We start from the raw sequence: 21,172 nt of genomic DNA, 5'->3' as shown, positions 1-21,172 counted from the left end.
CTGTAGGCTTTAAGTTTTGGGCTTTTTCCTACAGTGTGTATTATGTATTGTGTTTTTTGCTTAAAGCCTATTGCTTAAAGCTTACAGTGGAATTAAAATAACTCCCTTGGGTCTGTTAGTTTTCCGGTAACAGCAGCAGCGGCAGCCATAATTGGACTCGCTAATAATGTTCTTGAACCAGGACCCTGGCGTCCTTCAAAGTTTCTGTTTGAAGTACTCACTGCATATTTTCCAGCAGGAACTTTGTCATCGTTCATGGCCAAACATGCTGAACATCCCGGCTGACGTAATACAAAACCAGCTTCGGTCAAAATATCTAAAATACCTTCTTCTTTAATCTGAGCTTCAACAACATGAGAACCCGGAACTAACCAAGCGGTAACATTATCTGCTTTTTTTCTTCCTTTTACAATTTCGGCGAAAGCCCTAAAATCTTCAATACGACCGTTTGTACAGCTTCCTAAGAAAACATAATCAATTGGTTTTCCAATCATAACGTCATCTTCCTGAAAGCCCATGTAGGCTAAAGATTTTTTATAAGTTTCCTCACCACCTTCAACCTGGTTGGCGTTCGGAATATGTTTTGAGATACCAATTCCCATTCCGGGGTTAGTACCATAAGTAATCATTGGTTCAATATCTGAAGCTTTGATGTTTAATTCGGCATCAAAAACAGCATCAGCATCCGTTTTTAAAGTTTTCCAGTATTCTACAGCTTTAGTCCATGCTTCGCCTTTTGGAGCGTATAATCTACCTTCAAGGAAATCAAAAGTAGTTTGGTCAGGAGCGATCATACCACCACGAGCACCCATTTCGATACTTAGGTTACAAACCGTCATACGGCCTTCCATAGTCATGTTTTCGAAAACATCTCCGGCGTATTCAACAAAATAACCTGTTCCTCCGGAAGTAGTCAATTGAGCAATAATATAAAGTGCAACGTCTTTTGGACCAACACCTTTGCTTAACTGACCATTTACGTTAATACGCATTTTCTTTGGTTTAGGCTGCATGATACATTGAGTAGACAAAACCATTTCCACCTCAGAAGTTCCGATACCAAAAGCGATAGCTCCAAAAGCACCGTGAGTAGAGGTGTGAGAATCTCCACAAACAATAGTAGCACCTGGCAAAGTAATTCCGTTTTCAGGACCAACTACGTGTACAATTCCGTTTTTAATGTGACCTAATCCCCAGTGCGAAATTCCGTATTCGGCAGCATTATCTTCAAGAGCTTTAAGCTGATTGGCAGATAAAGCATCTTCAACTGGTAAATGTTGGTTTATGGTTGGTGTATTGTGATCTGCAGTTGCAAAAGTACGTTCCGGGTATAAAACCTTTACGCCTCTGGCTTTTAATCCTAAAAAAGCAACAGGACTCGTAACCTCATGAATGAAATGACGGTCAATAAAAAACACATCTGGTCCATCTTCAATTTTGCGCACTACATGTGAATCCCATACTTTGTCAAATAATGTCTTACTCATTTTTATTTTTTTTAATTGTAATTTCTAATCACAGCAATTTCCTGCTCATTATAATAGGAAAACAAAATTAGAAAAAGATATAAGGTCGTCAATTTCAATATTTCATTATATACGATACCCAAACTGAAATACAAATTAGTATTCGCTTTTTTGTTATTGGATTTGATTGTAGAATGAATATAAATTGGTTTTGCTTTTCCTTTTTTGGTTAATTTTGATTTGATTGCTTTAATTTTAATAGTTGGCAAATTTATCTCAAAATCATTACAGAATGTATGTTTTAATTGAAAAAAATGTAACAAAATGAATTAAAATAGTAATAATTGTTAGGTTTGGTTTATTTTTTGAATCTTTATTTTTGCGTGTTCTAATGGCTTTAAGTGCCATTTTTTGAAGTTTTTTAATCTTCTAAAATCTACCAAAATACTACGACATCCAAGAGGTGTATTTTTATAATATTTTATATTTTTGAAATAGGAAATGACTTAATATGGGAATTTCTTATGAAGTTCTTTTTATTTAAGAACATAAAAAAGAGGATAAAATAATTGTTTAGATTATCTTATCCTCTTGAATTATAAAATAAAGTATAATTTATATTTTCTTAAAGTTTAGATTAGAATCTATTGCTCCAAGTACTGCTTTGTTTACTGAATAGTTTTGATAAGATGATCCGTATGCAGCGGCAAAATAAATTAAATCTCCTTTTTTTACAAAACCGGCATTACCGGATCCGCTATATGTAATAGATTTGATTAATTTACCACTGTTGTCATATTTTTCTAGCTTATAGGAGCTTGATGCAATAAAGCCATTCTCAACTTCTATTAGGCCTTGTATAGAACTTCTGCTGTCGCTAAAAGTAAGAATATTTATGTCTTCACCTTGCGCTGTTGTGATTCTTAATTCATTATGACTGTATAATGCTAAGTTTCCATTAGATAATTTTCTTGCTATAAAAGAGCCTGCTAAGTTGCTCCAGCTTTGTCCAAGATCCTTTAAATAGCCAGTTTCAAATGTTTTTTGGCTTGTTACTTCAAGATTTTCATTAAGAAATAATAATATTGGTTTGTAATTTGTAAATGCATCTGTTGGTGAGGATTCATATTTGCCTCCAAAAGCAACATATGTATTTCCTGTTTTAATTAAGCTTCCAATAAAAGCATTTTTAATGGCGTTTTCATATGTTTTTCTACTAACAAACTGACCATTACTATTTCTGATTTCTATTGATGGATTACTGTTATAAGATCCATAAAAATAGTGTTGATCATTATTTTGTAATGAGCCATAGGTTACTTTGTTGTAACTGTCTTGTTTTATTAAACTCCAATCAGCGTTTAATTCTACTTCTCTGGATGCAATGTAATTAAGAGACTCAACCATTGTTACAATTTTATTACCATTGTTTAGAAAAGTGGTTTTTGCGTTTCCTGAATTAACAACCTTTTCAGCGATAACTTTTAAAGTGAAAGTTTTAGTCGCTTCATCGTATTCTAAGTGTCTGTAATAATGAGGACTTGAAGTTAATACTGATCTAATAGCTTCTGTATAGAATATTTTATTGTCATGAATACCTATTTCAATAGGATAGGTGTCAGAACCTCCAGGATTTTGGTTTTCAACTAAAAAAGAATTTTCTTCTTCTACCGTTACTTTAACAGAAGTACTGGCAACGTTGCCATTTACATCTTTAATAGTTAAAGTAACATTATATTCTCCATGTCGAGGATAATAAAGTTTAGGTTCTTTTTCGGTAGAAATTATATTGTTTCCAAAATTGAAAGAGTAGGAGGCAATTCCAGCTTTAGATGTGGATGTGTTTGTTATTTTGATGTCATCACCTATGCTAACTTTTGTTGCTGATAAAGTAAATGATGCTACAAGTTGATTGTCATCTGAGCTATCACTACTGCAAGAATTAAGGAGATTTAGTAAAATAAATGTAAAAAAGTAGATTTTTTTCATAAAATTAAATTTGTTTTTGATTTTGAGTGCCAAAGATATCTTTTTTAATAAGAAAAACTGTCATTTTTTTTACAACTATGTTTTGTGATTCTTTATTTCTCAAAGCAGAAAAAAAGCGTAAATTTGAACTTCCTCCATATTTATTTCGTGGATTTCTATTGGTCATTGAATCAGTGATTTATGATGTGATAATTTTAGAATTTGGAATTTTTTAATTTGCTTTTTTAAAAAACCTATGTATTTAATATTCGATACCGAAACAACCGGATTACCAAAACGCTGGGATGCTCCTATAACCGATTCCGATAACTGGCCTCGCTGTATTCAGATCGCGTGGCAGCTACATGACGAAATGGGACAATTGATCGAACATCAGGATTACCTGGTAAAACCTGACGGATTTAATATTCCGTATGATGCAGAACGTATTCACGGAATTTCGACTGAATTGGCTGAAGCCGATGGAATTACTTTGGCTGAAGTTTTGGAGAAATTCAATATCGCTTTAAGCAAAACTAAATTTATCGTTGGTCAGAATTTAGGTTTCGACGTTAATATTATGGGAGCTGAGTTTCATAGAATGGGCGTAGATTCTCCTATGAGTTCAATGCCGGTTTTGGATACTTGTACCGAGGTTACGGCTTCATTACTAAAACTTCCCGGAGGTCGTGGAGGAAGGTTTAAATTACCAACCTTAACAGAATTACACGAATATCTTTTTAATAAACCTTTCGCGGAAGCTCACAACGCAACTGCCGACGTTGAGGCAACTACGCGTTGTTTCTTAGAGTTAATTAGAAGAGAAGTTTTTACCAAAGAAGAACTGGATGTTCCGAAGGATTACTTCAAGGAATTTCAAAGTAGAAATCCACAGGAATTTCCTTTAATTGGTTTAAAACATATCAACTTAAAAGCAGCTTCTGATAAAATTAGAGAGCAGCTAAAAGCTTTAGAATCGGTTGGAAAAGAACCTACTGTTTCACATTCTGACAGAGAAGATTTTAAAGAAGCAAAATATGCGCATTTACACAATCATACCCAATTTTCGGTTTTACAATCGACTATAGGAATTGGGAATATTGTAGCGGCTACAGCTAAAAACGGAATGCCGGCCGTTGCGATGACCGATACCGGAAACATGATGGGAGCTTTCCATTTTGTAAGCGCTGTTATGAACCACAACAAAGCAGCATCCGGAAAAAATAAAGCTTTGGTAGAAGCTGGTGAAGAACCAACAGAAACAGAGATCAAACCAATCGTAGGTTGTGAATTTAATGTCTGCGACAATCACCTTGATAAAAGCAAAAAAGACAATGGAAATCAGATTGTATTATTAGCCAAAAATAAAAGAGGGTATCACAATCTGGCCAAAATGTCGTCGATTGCTTTTACTGACGGATTTTATTATGTTCCTAGAATTGATCGAAAAATTGTCGAACAATACAAAGAAGATATCATGGTTTTATCCGGGAATTTATACGGAGAGATCCAGAGTAAAATCCTGAACGTTGGTGAAAATCAGGCCGAAGAAGCTTTGATTTGGTGGAAAGAACAATTTGGCGATGACTTTTATCTGGAGGTAATGCGCCACAATCAGGAAGATGAAAATCGTGTGAATAAAACCCTGATTGAGTTTTCGCAAAAGCACAATGTTAAATTAATTGCGACTAATAATACTTATTATTTAAATAAAGAAGATGCCAATGCGCACGACATTTTGTTGTGTGTAAAAGATGGTGAAAAACAAGCTACGCCAATTGGTCGTGGTCGAGGATATCGTTACGGATTGCCTAATCAGGAATATTATTATAAGTCGCAGGAAGAGATGAAAAAACTCTTCGCTGATTTGCCGGACGCGATTATCAACATTCAGGAAATTGTCGATAAGGTCGAGATTTATTCACTTTATCGCGACGTTTTGCTTCCTAAATTTGACATTCCTCAGGAGTTTGTAGTTCCTGAAGACGAAGCTGATGGCGGAGTGCGAGGTGAAAATAAATACCTGCGTCACCTGACAATGGTAGGTGCGAAAAAACGATATGGTGAAATTACGGAATCGATTCAGGAACGTTTGGATTTTGAGTTATTGACCATTTCCAACTCAGGATATCCGGGTTACTTTTTGATTGTACAGGATTTCATTGCCGAAGCCAGAAATATGGACGTTTCGGTAGGACCAGGTCGTGGATCTGCAGCTGGTTCTGCCGTTGCTTATTGTTTAGGAATTACCAATATTGACCCTATTAAGTACGATTTGCTTTTTGAGCGTTTCCTGAATCCGGATCGTGTATCCATGCCCGATATTGATATTGACTTTGATGACGAGGGTCGTGGTCGTGTAATGGAATATGTAATCAATAAATACGGTAAAAATCAGGTTGCGCAAATTATTACTTATGGTAAAATGGCAACCAAATCAGCGATTCGTGATACAGCTCGTGTACTGGATTTGCCTTTGTTTGAAGCCGATAGAATTGCAAAACTGATTCCGGCAATGATGCCGTCTAAATGGAATTTGGCGCGTTTTATTTCTGAAAACGAGGATGAGGTTAAAAAAGCCCTTCGTTCTGATGAATTTGACAATGTAAAAGAATTAATCGCCATTGCCAACGAAGATGATTTGGCTGGTGAAACCATTCAGCAGGCAAAAATCCTGGAAGGATCGATGCGAAATACCGGAATTCACGCCTGTGGAGTAATCATTACGCCATCGGATATTACGAATTTCGTTCCTGTTACTACAGCAAAAGATTCTGATTTATATGTAACCCAGTTTGATAACTCGGTTGCAGAAAGTGCAGGACTGCTTAAGATGGACTTCCTGGGTCTGAAGACTCTTACCTTAATAAAAGATACCGTTAAACTGGTAAAATACAGAAATGGAATTGATCTGGATCCGGATACATTCCCAATTGATGATGTTGAGACTTATGCACTTTTCCAGAGGGGAGAAACAGTTGGAATTTTCCAATACGAGTCACCCGGAATGCAGAAATACATGAAAGATCTGAAACCAACGGTTTTTGGAGATTTAATTGCCATGAATGCCTTGTATCGTCCGGGACCTTTGGAGTATATTCCATCTTTCGTTCGAAGAAAAAATGGCGAAGAGGAAATCAAATACGATTTAGATGCCTGTGAGGAATATTTAGGAGAGACTTACGGAATTACCGTTTATCAGGAGCAGGTAATGCTTTTGTCACAATCGCTGGCTGACTTTACAAAAGGTGAGGCCGACGTTTTGCGTAAAGCGATGGGTAAGAAACAAAAAGATGTACTGGATAAAATGAAGCCTAAGTTCGTTGAGCAAGCGGCAAAAAAAGGTCACGATGCAAAAGTTTTAGAGAAAATCTGGAAAGACTGGGAAGCCTTTGCGAGTTATGCCTTCAACAAATCGCACTCGACTTGTTATGCCTGGATTGCGTATCAAACAGCATATTTAAAAGCGCACTATCCGGCAGAATACATGGCGGCGGTACTTTCGAATAATATGAATGATATCAAACAAGTATCATTTTTTATGGAAGAATGCAAGCGAATGGGATTACAGGTTTTAGGACCAGATGTAAATGAGTCCTTCTATAAGTTTACTGTAAACGATGAATATGCAGTACGTTTTGGGATGGGTGCTATTAAAGGAGTAGGTTCCGGAGCTGTGGCAACCATTGTAGAAAGTAGAAAAGACGGTAAATACAAATCGATTTTTGATTTAGCTAAACGTATCGATTTACGTGCAGCCAATAAAAAAGCAATCGAAAACCTGGCTTTGGCAGGTGGTTTTGATTCGTTTGAAGGAACAACAAGAGCGCAATATTTTCATGATGATGGAGACGGAATTACTTTTTATGAAAAAGCAATTCGTTACGGATCTAAATTTCAGGAAAACGAAAATTCATCGCAGGTAAGTTTGTTTGGCGAAACCAGTGAAGTTCAGATTGATGAGCCTGTTGTGCCGCCATGTGAAGACTGGAGTACGATGGAAAAATTGGCAAAAGAGAAGGAAGTAGTCGGGATTTATATTTCAGGACATCCTTTGGATGATTTCAGATTCGAGATGAAATACTTCTGTAATTCCCGATTAGAGTCCCTGAAAAGCATGAATGAATATGTAGGTAAAAATCTAAATTTTGCCGGAATCATTAATAATGTGCAGCACCGTGTGGCAAAAAACGGAAAAGGCTGGGCGGTATTTAATTTAGAAGGATATGATGAGAGTTATGAGTTTAAGATTTTTGGTGAAGAATACTTAAAATTCCGCCATTTCCTGATTCAGAACAATTTTGCTTTCATTAAAATATTAATAAAAGACGGTTGGGTCAATCATGATACGGGTAAAAAATCAGATCCAAGAATGCAATTTGTTGAAATTAGACAATTGCAGGATATCCTGGAAGCTTTTGCTAAAAAGCTGATTTTGTTATTGAATATAAAAGATTTGCACGCTGAATTTATTCATAATTTAAGTCAATTATTTAGTGCAAATAAAGGCGATAATTCTGTGACTTTTGAAATTATGGAGTTAGAAAAGATAAAGCGTTTGGTCGAAGTAGAAACTCCAACAGATTTTGAGGAAACTGAAGATGCTGTTTTTGTAGACGAAAACGCCGAAGATGCAGAGGTACAATTAGAGGAAACGAAGATTCAGGAAGTAAATGAGGTAGAAGAAATAAAAGTCGTAACCAAGCTTGCCATGCCTAGTCGAAGAGTAAAAGTTAAGATTTCTACTGAGTTATTGATAGAATTAGAGAAAATGCAGGTAAATTTTAAGCTAAACTAAATTTTAACAGTTAAAATTTGAGGGAATGCATTTTTTTTAAGTTAAAAATATGCATGCATAATACTTTTTTAGTATTATTGCTTAAAATTACAACGTTTTCGTGCCAAGTCTAACAACGCAAACTATAAGAATATGTTAAAATAATCTATGTTTGTATAAATTAATTAAAATCAGAATTATGAAAAAGAACCTATTTTTACTAGGATTATTAGTTTGCTCTATGGCCACAATGGCGCAAACAGAAAAAGCAGATAAACCAGAAAGTTGGTATTTTAAATTAGGAGGATCTTATTTTATTCAGACTGCTGCTACTGAATTTCCAACTGTAGGAGGGAATCTTCCATTGGATAGAACTTTTGTAGGAGGAAAATTAGTTTCTGAAGAAAGTGTTACAGGTTCTTTTGGTGAAGGTTTTAGAACAGGAATAATAGCTGGATATAGATTTAATGCTCGTTTAGGAGTTGAGTTGGGAGTTAATTACTATACTAGTAAAGATAAAACAATGGCACAAACCAGATCAGATGTGCCTATTACGCCAGCTGGTGTATATGCTTTTAAATCAGTAGGTCAGATTACTGCTTTTGATTTAGCGCCTGCATTGGTTTTATTTTTAGGAGAGCACAAAGGTTTTGAGCCATATACTAAAGTAGGTGTTTTAGTTCCTATTCATGGGGATTTAGAAATCACTTCTGATGCATATGCTCCAATTGCTTTTAATCCAACTACAGGAGCTCCGGTTGCTTTTGGAAATGTTCATAGTGTTGATAAAGTAAAGCCTAATCCGACAGTTGGGTTTGTTGCTGCTTTAGGAACATCTTATAAATTAGGAAAAAATATTTCGGTTTTTGGTGAATTGGAATATCGCAACTTTACTGTACACGGAAAAACTAAAGAAACTACAGAGTTTAATGTTAATGGAAATGATGCTCTAGCTTCTAGAAGCACTTCTCAAATACATACAAATTACAGAGATAGATTAGACGTTAATTCTAATAATGCTTTAACAAATCCGAATGGTGTTGATAAAACAAAACCAATGGATGAGTTAAGTTCTTACGTTGGAATTTCAGGTTTGGGTTTGACTTTAGGACTTAAATATAGCCTATAGTTTCAAGAAATTATATGGTATAAAAAAGAGGATATTCTAAACGAATATCCTCTTTTTTTATTTTTGTCATTTCAATTTGTAAATGAATTCAATTTTAATCCCGCTATTCGTTTCAAACGAAGTTCACTGAACTCCGAAATAAAATAAAAATTAAGTGAAGTAATCTTTTGTGGCTCCCGATAGCTATCGGGACCGGCATAAAAGGATTTCCACTTCTATCGGGGTACTCGTTTTTATAACAATATTTTCGTATAGTTTGTCAATTTCGACCGAAGGGAGAAATCACACAAGTTAATCGACAAAGATTGGAGGCATTCTTCGCGGAGTTTCTGGTGTGATTTCTCCCTTCGGTTGAAATGACAAGATTATGTTGAATTAAGAATTCGAACTCCTAAACTCTTTCAAAACTTCATCAATAACCCAGGTTGTTCTTGCGGCCGAAGTTCCTTTTGATGGATTGATGCCTTCATTACCCAGAATTTCAGCCACTACAGTTTCAACAAGAGGCTGCTGAATATGTAATGGGTTTTCGATGGTAACACTTTCTTTTTTACCATTTGCATATTGAATATGTATTGGATCATTTCCAAATGTAGAGAAAGAGATTTTACCTTTATCACCTACAATATCAGTATTGTCATAACGCTCAAAGCTGGCAAAATTCCATAAACCTGTTCCGTGAATTCCATTTTCGAATAAAAAAGACATCGAAACCGAATCTTCGGCCGGATATGCTTTAAGCTGAGAACTGGCATGCCCGCGAACGGATTGAATTGGTCCCAAAACAAAATCCAGAAAATCTAAAGTATGACAAGCCAAATCAACAAAGATGCCGCCACCGGAAATGTGTGGCAAAACCGTCCATGGTAAATTGATTTCGTCATCGTATCTTTCTTCAAACGGATGATATAAAACGCAATTTACATGTCGTACCGTTCCTATTTTATTTTGATCAATTAGTTCTTTTATTTTTAAAAATCGAGGTAAACTTCTTCTGTAATATGCAACAAATAAAGGAACGTTATGTTCTTTACAAACGCTGATCATTTCGTTGCATTCTTCAAATGTCAAAGCCATTGGTTTTTCTACATAAACCGGTTTTCCGGCTTTGGCGCACAAAATAGTATATTCTTTATGAGAGGATGGAGGAGTAGCGATATAAACAGCATCAACTTCAGGATCATTTATTAAATCAGCAGCGTTCGAATACCATTTGGGAACATTATGACGTTTGGCATAATCTTCTGCAAGAGCTGCATCTCTTCGCATTACAGCAACCAATGCCGAGTTAGGCGCTTTCTGAAATGCCGGACCACTTTTTACTTCGGTTACATTACCACAACCTATAATTCCCCATTTTACAATTTTCATTTTTCTGTTTTTTTTAGTTAATTCAAATTTAAAAAAGGTTTGCTACGTATTACCCCAATTTTCACGAATTATTTTTTCACGCAGATTTAAAAGATCTAAGCATATGCACACAGATCTTTTAAATCTGCGTGAAACAAATATTAAAGCAAGCTTAAAAAAAAGCCACGAATTCACGAATTATTATCTCGCAGATTTGGCAGATTTAGGAGATTTTTCACACACAGAATCTGCTAAATCTGCAAGATCTGCGAGAGTAAAGATTAAGCAAAATTTTTAAATAAAAAAAAGCCACGAACTCACAAAAATAATTCGTGAATTCGTGGCTAATAAAATTAAAAGATTAAAGTTTTATTTTTTAGGTAAAGCTTTAAAACCCATATTGTAAAGCGTGAACGCCTGAATGTCTACATTTTCCTGAATCGTAGCTGCAACAGATTTTCCTGCTCCGTGACCCGCTTTTACATCAATACGAATTAAAACCGGATTAGGACCTGTTTGTTTTTCCTGCAATTCAGCAGCAAATTTAAAACTATGTGCAGGAACTACACGGTCATCGTGATCTCCAGTTGTAACCATAGTTGCAGGATATTGAACACCTTTTTTTACATTTTGTACAGGAGAATATCCTTTAAGGTATTCGAACATTTCTTTGTTATCCTGAGATGTTCCGTAATCGTAAGCCCAACCTGCACCAGCGGTAAAAGTATGGTAACGTAACATATCCATTACACCAACTGCCGGCAACGCCACTTTCATTAAATCAGGACGTTGTGTCATTGTTGCTCCAACTAATAAACCTCCATTAGAACCTCCGCGAATCGCTAAGAAATCTGATGAAGTATATTTCTGGGCGATTAAATACTCACCTGCAGCAATAAAATCGTCAAATACATTTTGCTTTTGCAATTTAGTTCCGGCATCATGCCATTTTTTACCGTATTCACCACCACCTCTTAAATTGGCAACAGCATAAACTCCTCCGTTTTCTAACCAAACGGCATTTGCAATGCTGAAACTTGGTGTTAAACTAATGTTGAATCCACCGTAACCGTAAAGAATTGTTGGATTTTTACCGTCTAACTTTGTCCCTTTTTTATAAGTGATAATCATCGGGATTTTTGTTCCGTCTTTTGAAGTATAGAATACTTGCTTAGATTCGTAATCTTCACTTTTAAAATCCACTACAGGTTTTTGATATACTTCAGATTTACCAGATTTTGGCTCTAATGAATAAATTGTTCCTGGAGTTGTGTAATTAGTAAAGCTGTAATACAACGTTTTTTCGTCTTTTTTACCTCCAAAACCACCTGCAGTTCCTATAGCAGGAAGTTTGATTTCGCGAACTAATTTTCCGTTATAATCATATTGTTGTACAAATGAAACAGCATCTTTCGTGTAATTAGCGAAGAAAAATCCACCGCCAGTTGAAGGTGATAGAATATTTTGAGTTTCTTTGATAAAATCTTTCCAGTTTTCAGGTTCTGGATTGCTTACATCAACAGTAACAACACGTGTATTTGGCGCATTTAAGTCGGTTTCGATAAACAATTTAGTTCCTTCATTCTCGATAATCTGATTGCTGCTGTTAAAATTGTCTACAATCGTTACAATCGGACTATTGGCTTTTGTTAAGTCTTTGATGTATAATTCGTTTCCGTAAGTAGAATTAGCAGCAGAGATTACCAAATATTTGTTATCTTCAGTAACATAACCACCTACATATCTTCTTTTTTGATCTGCACCAAAAATAACTTTGTCTTCTTTTTGAGAAGTTCCAAGCTTGTGGTAATACAATTTATGCTGATCTGTTTTTGCAGATAATTCACTTCCTTTTGGTTTGTCATAACTAGAGTAATAAAACCCTTCGTTTCCGTGCCATGCAACACCACTAAATTTTACGTCTACCAAAGTATCTTCGATAGCTTTTTTAGACAAAGCATCGATAATGATTACTTTTCTCCAGTCACTTCCGCCTTCAGAAATAGCGTAAGCAGCTTTATTTCCGTCTTTAGAAAAATTTAAACCGCCAAGAGAAGTTGTTCCGTCTTTAGAAAAAGTATTCGGATCTAAGAAAACTTCTTCTTTACCGTCTTTCCCTTTTCTGTAAATAACCGATTGATTCTGAAGTCCGTTATTTTTTGAATAATAAGTAAATTTTCCTTCTACAAATGGAGCGCTGATTTTCTCATAATTCCAAAGTTTTTCCATTCGTTTTTTAAGTTCTTCACGAAACGGAATTTTATCTAAATAGCCATAAGTAACCTCATTTTGAGCTTTTACCCAGGCACCAGTTTCAGCTGATTTGTCATCTTCAAGCCAACGATAAGGATCGTTTACTTTTGTATCAAAATAGACGTCAACTGTTTCGCCTTTTTTGGTTTCAGGATATTGAATTTTATTTTGTGCAAATGAAATTCCTGCAGTTGTGATTGCCATTATAAGAAATGTTTTTTTCATAGTTTATGTTTAACAGTTGTCACAAAAATAGCGTTTTTTGTTAGATCAAGAGGATAATTAACCGCAAAGTGCGCTAAGATTTTATCTCGCGGTATGTTTATAAAACACAAAGTTCGCAAAGGCAGAATCAATACAAAGCTTTGTGAACTTTGTGTTTTTACAAGATCAAGCATGTATAAGAAACCTTGCGTTCTTTGCGATAAAAATTAATTTGTTTTTAGGTTAAAATGAGAAATCAATACAAAGCTTTGCGGGCTTTGTGTTTTTAAAAGATCAAGCATATATAAAAACTTTGCGTGCCTTGTGGTAAAATTGTAAATAACGCAAAGCTTAATTAAATAAACCACGTAAGAAATACATGTTCAACCAAAAACAAAATAAACAGGCATCATACTTACATGGTTTAATTTAAAAAAATTAAATGTTGAAGTTAACTCCCAAAACGATGTTTCTTCCAATATTTGGAATTCCGTCTGTTTTTAATCTTGACAAGTGAGCAATATATTTTTTATCGAATAAATTGTTTCCGTTCAGGTTCACATCAAATGCGTGTTTGCCTAGTTTTACTGTTCCGCCAAAACCTAAATTTACCAGCGTATATCCGTCTGAAGCTGTTTCAAAACCACTCACATTTTTTTGAGCAAAAGTTGATGAAACGTTCAAAGATGCATATCCTTCTTCGAACCAGTTATTAATTTTAAATTCAGTTCTTAAAGTATTGTTCCAGTTGTTTGCAGGAATCAAAGGCAAATAATCGTTGTTTGCTTTTTTACCCGTTACGGTTTCAAAACTCGTTTCAAAATGCAACCAATCTAATGGATGAGGGTGAAAATGTAAACCAACTTCACCACCATATAATTTTGCATTGTCCTGAACATAAGCAAAAACATCATTGTCATCACGAACTTCTCCGGTTGGCGAAGTGAAGATGTAATTGTTTACGTGATTGTAAAATCCGTTAATAAAAAACTCAAAATGCGTGTTTTTGTATTCTAAATTCAAATCAGTCTGAACGTTTTGTTCTGTTTTCAAATCAGCATTTCCAATTTCGTATCGGTTAGTTCCTTCATGAACCCCGTTTGAAGTTAATTCTGCTAAATTTGGAGCTCTAAATCCTGTTGCCACATTCAGTCGAAGTGTCAAAGGTTCTGCCAATTTTGTTTTATATCCTAAAGAAGCATTAAAACTGTCAAACGATCGGTCCAGAGGTAAAAAGTAACCTTCTTCGCCTTCGTTTCCGTGTGCTATAGAAGTAATGTTTCGGTTATCAAAACGTAATCCTGCTTGTATAACACTATTGTCCCATTCGTAGTTTGCCGTTCCAAAAACACCAAAATCATTCGTAGTAGCGTCGGGAATCAGGTATTCTTCTCCTGAATTCTTGTTTGTTTGGTGCATTCCCTGAACGCCCAAAATCGTTTCAATTTTACCTAGTTTAGGAAAATGGTATTTGGCATTGTAGTTAAAAGTGTTCAGTTTCATATGAAGCGATGCTTCGTTACTGTCTTCAAACTCACTACGGTCATTGGCAATATAGCCTAAATCAACATCTAATTTAGAATTCTCAAAAAAGATCACGTTGTTTAAACTCAACAAATGATTGAAGATTCCTTGTCTCGGAAACTCTGTATTTTTGCTGGTAGATTGTTCTCCAATTCCATTATCCGGCATTCCAAGATCCAGTTTGTTGTAATTGTATCTTAGAACGCTTGAAAAACTAGAGTTACTGTAGCCAATTCCGGTTTTAAAATCGGTTTCGTTATAACGAGTGTTGGTTACGCGTTCACCATCGGCAATTTTGTAATCAGAATGTGTGTTGAAACTTCCGCGAACCAAAAACTTCCAGTTATCAGTAGATGTTTTTAATCCAATAGAAGAATTGCTTCCTTGTGTATTTGTGAAGTACTTTTGACTAAAATTGGCCTTGAATGTATTTGCATCAGCAAATTTTTCAGGATTAAAATACAAAACACCTCCCAAAGCATCAGAACCATATAATAAAGATGCTGGTCCTTTGATCACTTCGACACTTTCGATTCCGGCATCGTTTAAACCTAAACCATGTTCGTCTCCAAATTGTTGGTTTTCGATACGAACACCTTGGGAATAAACTAAAACGCGATTTCCGCTCAATCCGCGAATTACCGGTTTCCCAATAGATGTTCCCGTAGAAATCTGAGAAACTCCGGGAATTGTTGCTAAACCTTCTATTAAAGTCGAAGTTCCCTTTTGCTGCAAAGTTTTAATGCTTTCATGTTCTACTTTCATTACGTTTTGCGATTGCAATTTGTTGAAAGGTGTTGAAACCACCACTTCATCCATTTCAAAAATAGATTCTGTAAGCGTTATATCGATAGTGTTTTCTTTTAATAATTTAGAGATTGATTTACTTTGAGCAGTGAATCCAACAATAGTAAAAGTAAGTCGGAAACTTCCGTTTGGAAGATTCTTAAATTCATATTTCCCGTTTTGATCCGTCGTCGTTCCTTTGTGCAATTCCGGCGCATAAACAGACACGTTTGATAATGGTTGGTTTTCAAGATTAGTTACCGTTCCTGAAACCGAATTTTGAGCAGAAAGAATGCCCGAAAACCCTAAAATAAGGGTTAATATTATTTTTTTCATTGAAAATGATGCTATAGTTAATTGGAATGTATCTTTTAAAAACAAAAAACTAAAAAGAATAGTAAAATTTGCCGATCCTGAACATTTCAGAATGGGGAAATCGACTAATTTTTTTTGAATTAGATTTAAAAAAGAATTTGATTTTATTTCGACTATTTCGAAACTAAGAGACTAGAGCAGAGGGCGGACCGCGTAATAAATACGGATTTTCTGAAAGTGAAAATATTTTTTCTGAAAGAGAGAAAAAATAAGGGATTTCGTAATTGAAAGTATGAAATTCAAAAGCAAATTGTTCAGGTACAATATAACTTCCAAAAACAAAATGGCACACAAAACAAACATCGTAATCATGATGCTGATGCGTTATTTCGCCATTTGGGTCATTATAGTTATGATGACACTGTTTCTCTGAAAGTTGCTTTACAATATGCTCATAACTGTGTATCGACTGAAACAATATTGAGAACAATACTGTCAGAGCCAAAGAAACACTTAATATGAGCTGCTTTCTTTTCATTCGTGACAAAGGTATAAAAGATCAAAGTAAAATCGATTTATTTTTTGAATTCTGTTCGTGATTTGATGAAAAAAGTGCAACGAATGATTTTATTCTTCATCAAAAAGAGAATAATTGCGATCTAATTGCATCCTGAACTAGCATTATATTATATTTGTAAGTAAAATAAATCTACTCTAAAAAACGTTTACTTGAAAAACTCTTTAAAACCAAAATACGATATGCGATTACTTTTTAGTTGTTTGTTTTTAATATCGTTTTTCAATTCTTTTGCGCAAGACGACGTCAAGCCAGAGATAAAACCCATCGTAAAAATCGATTCCTTATATCGTGAAGATCAGTTTTATTTTTCGGTTACTTATAATCTTTTGGTTCAGGCACCGTCCGGTTTAAAACAGGATAAGTTTTCGGCAGGACTTTCTGCGGGTTTTTTGCGTGATATGCCTATTAATAAAACAAGAACTATAGCAATTGCAGCAGGTTTAGGTTTAAGTTACCAGAATTTTTTTCAGAACCTGACGATTTCAAAAAGTCAGGAAGGAGCGCAAATTTATGGAGTAAATGGCTATGGCGAATTTGTTTCGAACAGATATAAGCAGTATTCAGTTGATGTGCCAATTGAGTTTAGATGGAGAAGTTCAACCTATGAAAGTTACAAATTCTGGAGGATTTACAGCGGATTAAAAATGAGTTATGTTTTCTCTGATAAATCGATTTTGAAAGACGGAGAAACAACTTATAAAATCTCTAATAATAAAGATGTCAATCAATTTCAATACGGCGTTTACATTTCAGCGGGTTATAATACCTGGAACGTGTATTGCTATTATGGATTGAATAGTTTGTTTGATAAATCTGTAAAAACTGTTTCCGGAGAAAGTATCGAAATGAAAGCCATGAATATTGGCCTGATTTTCTACATTTTATAACCACAAATATAAAAACAGCAACTGCGGAACGATTCCTATACATGTTCCAATCAATAATTCGTTGGGCGAATGTGCTTCCATTTCTAAACGAGAAGAGGCTACAACCCCCGTCATTAAAATTAAAAAAGCAGCCCAATACGGATTTTGCATCTGCAGATGCATATTTAATCCGATAGCAAAAATTGTAAATCCGCTAATAGCCATCATATGCAAACTCGCTTTTATTTTAAACATAGAAAAAACTAAAGCCAAAATTGTACTAAACAAAGCACCCAGAAAAAAGAAATGCAACTCCGGGTAACGCGTGATCACAATGCTTCTTTTTACCAATAAAATATATAAAAAACACTGCAGGACAAGCGGAATTTTGCGCTGTGAAGTTTCATGAACCATGACTGATTTTACATGCCCCGTTGAGCGCAATAATAAGAAAAACAATACCGGTACTAAAATCGTAATGATCAGAATCTGAAATAGAACATAATATTTTTCCTGATTGGTAAAAGCGTCATTTTTGCAAAAAAGGTAAAATAAGGTGGCATACATCGAGATAAAAATCGGATGTAATATATACGAAAATAAAGGAAGGATTTTTTTCAAAACGTTGTATTTAGTGACGTTAAACAAATATAAAGAAATAATGTTTTTTGCGATGAATTTCACAAACTTTTAAGGTTTTTAATTTGCTGTAATTTTTTGTCAAGACCCGAGCGACAGCGAACAGGTAAAGCAATTTCACGAAATAGCACGATTTTTTTTATTATAATTCTTAGCAAAGCTTCATTAATCTGTGAGAATCTTTTAATCAGTGGCAAAAAAACAACCACAAAGAATTAGTGAAAATTGGTGTAATTCGTGGCAAACCTTTTTTAAATCAGTGGCAAAAAAAATACCACAAAGAATTAGTGAAATTGGTGCAATTCATGGCAAACCTTTTTTTAAATTTGACAAAAAGAATTTTCAATGAGCATAAACTTAAAAAGCCTTATCCCGATTCTTAATGCCGAATGGATTGGCTCAGAAACTGATATATTTATTAATCATATTTCAATCGATAGCCGTTCCTTACAAAACGGATCTGAAACTTTGTTTATTGCCTTATCAGGTGTTAATAATGATGCTCATTTGTATATTAAGGAGCTAATTACACAAGGTGTTCAAAACTTTGTAGTGCAGTATATTCCAGAAAATTGTGCTGGAAAAGCTAATTTTCTAGTCGTTAAAAATACCCTGAAAGCGCTACAGGAATTTGCCGCATATTATCGTAATCTTTTCGATTTTCCTATTATCGGATTAACCGGAAGTAACGGTAAAACGATAGTAAAAGAATGGCTTAATTTTCTGCTAAGCCCTGATTTTAATATTATCAGAAGCCCAAAAAGCTACAATTCTCAAGTAGGAGTTCCGTTGTCTGTAATAGCGATCAATGAAAAACATAATTTAGGGATTTTCGAAGCCGGAATTTCTACGGTTAACGAAATGGTTAATCTGGAGAAAATTATCAAACCCACAATTGGCGTGCTTACAAATATAGGAAGTGCACACGACGAGGGTTTTTTGAATTTAGTACAAAAGATTGACGAAAAATTAATTTTATTTAAAGACTGTCCGGTAATAATCTATCAAAAGAGCGAAATTGTAGATTCTTGTTTGTCCCAGTTTGTGGCCGAATATATGATGCACCCAAGAACTCTTTTTTCGTGGAGTTTTACAGATATTTCTGCAGATGTGTTTATTCTGAAAAAAGAAAATAAAAGCGATTCAACACATATTAAGTACCAATATAAAGAAGAAGTTTTCAGCTTAGAAATTCCGTTTAGTGATACAGCTTCTGTAGAAAATGCCATTTCCTGTTTGGTAGTTTTATTGTATTTAAAATACGATTCAGAGACGATTCAAAATAGATTTGAGCGTTTGTATCCTGTGCATATGCGTCTGGAAGTTAAAAACGGAATCAATAATTGCAGTATAATTGATGATAGTTACAGCTCAGATTTTGAGTCGCTTACTATTGCCCTTGATTTTTTAGAAAGCCAAAAGAAAAAGAATGCTTCAAAAACGATTATATTATCTGATATTGTTCAGAGCGGATTTTCTAACGAAGAATTGTATACTAAAGTAGGGCAGTTAGTGGCAGATAATAAAATTAATAGAGTAATAGGAATTGGAACTACAATTTCGGCTTTTAAGTCTGAATTTTCTAATGTGATTACTTTTCAGAACACAGCCGAATTTATTGCTCAGATCGAAAACCTGAATTTCGAAAATGAAACTATTTTAGTAAAAGGTGCTAGATCATTTAAGTTCGAAGAAATTGTGTCGCTGCTGGAAGAGAAAACGCATGAAACAGTTCTCGAAATAAATCTGAATTCTATAAGTTATAACCTGAATTATTTTAAATCAAAATTAGCCAATAACGTAAAGTTAATGGTAATGGTAAAAGCTTTTGGTTATGGCAACGGAGGATTGGAAATCGCCAAATTGCTTGAACATCATAAAGTTGATTATTTAGGTGTGGCTTTCGCCGATGAAGGAATCTCACTTAAAAATGGCGGAATAAAACTGCCTATTATGGTTTTGAATCCTGAATCGACCAGTTTTCCTTCGATTATTCAGTACAATCTTGAGCCTGAAATTTATAGTGTAAAAGGTTTGAAAGCCTTTTTGAAAATTGCCCGCGAAAAGAATTTAAAAGATTTTCCTATTCATATCAAATTAGATACAGGAATGCATCGTTTGGGTTTTGAAGAAAATACACTCGACGAATTAATTCAGACCTTAAAAGGAAATTCGACCGTAAAAGTAAAAAGTGTGTTGTCTCATTTGGCCACAAGTGATGAATTGCAACATTATGATTTTGTGATTTCTCAGATTAATTTATTTGAAAAACTATCGTCGAGATTAATTTCAGAATTAGATATAAATCCAATTCGCCATATTCTAAACACATCCGGAATCAGCAATTTCCCGAGCGCACAATACAATATGGTACGTTTAGGAATTGGTTTGTACGGTGTTTCAAACGATCCCGCTGAGCAAAAATATCTGGAAAATGTTGGAACATTAAAATCGATTATCTCTCAGGTTCGTACCATTCCTGCTGGCGATAGCGTAGGTTACGGTCGTCGTTTTATGGCCGAAAAAGAAACTAAAATTGCCACAATACCAATAGGTTATGCTGACGGGATTTCTCGTTTATGGGGAAACCAGGTTGGTTATGTTGTTATTAAAAATCAAAAAGCATCTATTGTAGGGAATGTTTGTATGGATATGCTAATGGTCGATGTAAGTCATATCGATTGTAAAGAAGGAGATTCGGTTATTATTTTTGGCGAAAGTCCAACAGTTATGGAAATGGGGGCGGCGCTAAAAACCATTCCGTATGAGATCATGACAAGCATTTCGCAACGCGTAAAAAGAGTATTTTTTAGATAGATTTTGAAACTTTGCAGAAAATTCCGTATTTTCGATATGAATTAATTTATAAACTAAAAGAACAATTATGGGGATGTTTTCAGAATTTAAGGAATTTGCAATGAAAGGCAACGTAGTCGATTTGGCTGTCGGTGTTATAATTGGAGCTGCTTTTGGCAAAATTGTGAGCTCATTAATTGAAAATGTAATTACGCCATTAATACTAAAACCGGCATTAGATGCAGCGCATTTGTCTACTATAGAAGAGCTAACGGCTTTTGGAGGTGTGAAATACGGTTTGTTTCTTTCGGCAGTAATTAACTTTCTAATTGTTGCTTTTGTTTTATTCTTAATTATTAAAGGAATAAACCATGCAAAAAAGAAAGAAGTTCCGCCACCGGCTGCACCAGCAGGACCAACACAGGAAGAATTGCTTATTCAGATTAGAGATTTGTTAAGAAACAAACAATAATATAATATACCGCTACACTAAGTCTAACTTAACCGCTTCTTGATTGA

The 21,172-nt window shown here is 34.8% G+C and carries 13 protein-coding genes; 5 read left to right on the top strand and 8 right to left on the bottom strand.

Translation table 11 applies throughout. From position 1 onward, the window contains the following. Positions 1 to 92: 92 nt before the first annotated feature. From leuC to GIY83_RS18355, 3 genes are all read right to left on the bottom strand, one after another. The gene (gene leuC, locus GIY83_RS18365) at positions 93 to 1,487 is read right to left on the bottom strand and encodes a 3-isopropylmalate dehydratase large subunit (RefSeq protein ID WP_194615249.1); all 1,395 of its coding nucleotides are present in this window, start codon (positions 1,485 to 1,487) and stop codon (positions 93 to 95) included. A gap of 594 nt (positions 1,488 to 2,081) precedes the next feature. After that, positions 2,082 to 3,455: a PKD domain-containing protein gene (locus GIY83_RS18360; protein ID WP_208682786.1), complete on the bottom strand. Its 1,374-nt coding sequence runs from the start codon at positions 3,453 to 3,455 to the stop codon at positions 2,082 to 2,084. Positions 3,456 to 3,459: 4 nt separating this feature from the next. Then, on the bottom strand, positions 3,460 to 3,621 hold the full coding sequence (locus tag GIY83_RS18355) for a hypothetical protein (protein ID WP_208682784.1): 162 nt from the start codon (positions 3,619 to 3,621) through the stop codon (positions 3,460 to 3,462). 69 nt (positions 3,622 to 3,690) lie between these two features. Here GIY83_RS18355 and dnaE point away from each other — a divergent pair, with 69 nt between their 5' ends. Together dnaE and GIY83_RS18345 are read left to right on the top strand one after the other, a co-directional pair. Next, complete coding sequence (gene dnaE, locus GIY83_RS18350) at positions 3,691 to 8,232, top strand: DNA polymerase III subunit alpha (RefSeq protein WP_208682782.1); 4,542 nt, start codon at positions 3,691 to 3,693, stop codon at positions 8,230 to 8,232. A 178-nt stretch (positions 8,233 to 8,410) separates the two neighbouring features. Next, positions 8,411 to 9,340 (top strand): outer membrane beta-barrel protein, encoded by a 930-nt coding sequence (locus GIY83_RS18345; protein WP_208682780.1) that lies wholly within the window; start codon positions 8,411 to 8,413, stop codon positions 9,338 to 9,340. A 375-nt stretch (positions 9,341 to 9,715) separates the two neighbouring features. Here the strand turns inward: GIY83_RS18345 and GIY83_RS18340 are convergent, their stop codons facing one another. From GIY83_RS18340 to GIY83_RS18325, 4 genes are all read right to left on the bottom strand, one after another. Further along, on the bottom strand, positions 9,716 to 10,711 hold the full coding sequence (locus GIY83_RS18340; protein WP_208682778.1) for a Gfo/Idh/MocA family protein: 996 nt from the start codon (positions 10,709 to 10,711) through the stop codon (positions 9,716 to 9,718). Between the two features lie 348 nt (positions 10,712 to 11,059). After that, a complete protein-coding gene (locus GIY83_RS18335) occupies positions 11,060 to 13,168 on the bottom strand; it encodes a prolyl oligopeptidase family protein (RefSeq protein ID WP_208682776.1) in 2,109 nt (702 codons plus the stop codon). A gap of 417 nt (positions 13,169 to 13,585) precedes the next feature. Then, a complete protein-coding gene (locus GIY83_RS18330) occupies positions 13,586 to 15,793 on the bottom strand; it encodes a TonB-dependent receptor (RefSeq protein WP_208682767.1) in 2,208 nt (735 codons plus the stop codon). A 163-nt stretch (positions 15,794 to 15,956) separates the two neighbouring features. After that, entirely contained in the window at positions 15,957 to 16,310 is a 354-nt protein-coding gene (locus GIY83_RS18325; RefSeq protein ID WP_194615255.1) for a hypothetical protein, read from the bottom strand. A gap of 191 nt (positions 16,311 to 16,501) precedes the next feature. Here GIY83_RS18325 and GIY83_RS18320 point away from each other — a divergent pair, with 191 nt between their 5' ends. Next, entirely contained in the window at positions 16,502 to 17,239 is a 738-nt protein-coding gene (locus tag GIY83_RS18320; protein ID WP_370514213.1) for a porin family protein, read from the top strand. On the opposite strand, the gene GIY83_RS18315 is transcribed toward GIY83_RS18320, so the two are convergent. Continuing rightward, positions 17,234 to 17,839 carry a hypothetical protein gene (locus GIY83_RS18315; RefSeq protein WP_228520354.1) on the bottom strand — a complete coding sequence of 202 codons (606 nt, stop codon included), beginning with the start codon at positions 17,837 to 17,839 and terminating at the stop codon, positions 17,234 to 17,236. The genes GIY83_RS18320 and GIY83_RS18315 overlap by 6 nt on opposite strands. Positions 17,840 to 18,202: 363 nt before the next feature. Between GIY83_RS18315 and GIY83_RS18310 the strand changes: the two genes are divergently transcribed. Continuing rightward, positions 18,203 to 20,674 (top strand): bifunctional UDP-N-acetylmuramoyl-tripeptide:D-alanyl-D-alanine ligase/alanine racemase, encoded by a 2,472-nt coding sequence (locus tag GIY83_RS18310; protein WP_208682765.1) that lies wholly within the window; start codon positions 18,203 to 18,205, stop codon positions 20,672 to 20,674. Positions 20,675 to 20,741: 67 nt separating this feature from the next. Further along, on the top strand, positions 20,742 to 21,125 hold the full coding sequence (mscL, locus tag GIY83_RS18305) for a large conductance mechanosensitive channel protein MscL (protein WP_208682763.1): 384 nt from the start codon (positions 20,742 to 20,744) through the stop codon (positions 21,123 to 21,125). Positions 21,126 to 21,172: the final 47 nt, after the last annotated feature.

It is taken from the genome of Flavobacterium sp. SLB02, assembly GCF_009664855.1.
Classification (GTDB): domain Bacteria; phylum Bacteroidota; class Bacteroidia; order Flavobacteriales; family Flavobacteriaceae; genus Flavobacterium.
This window is presented reverse-complemented; position numbering and strand designations above follow the sequence as displayed.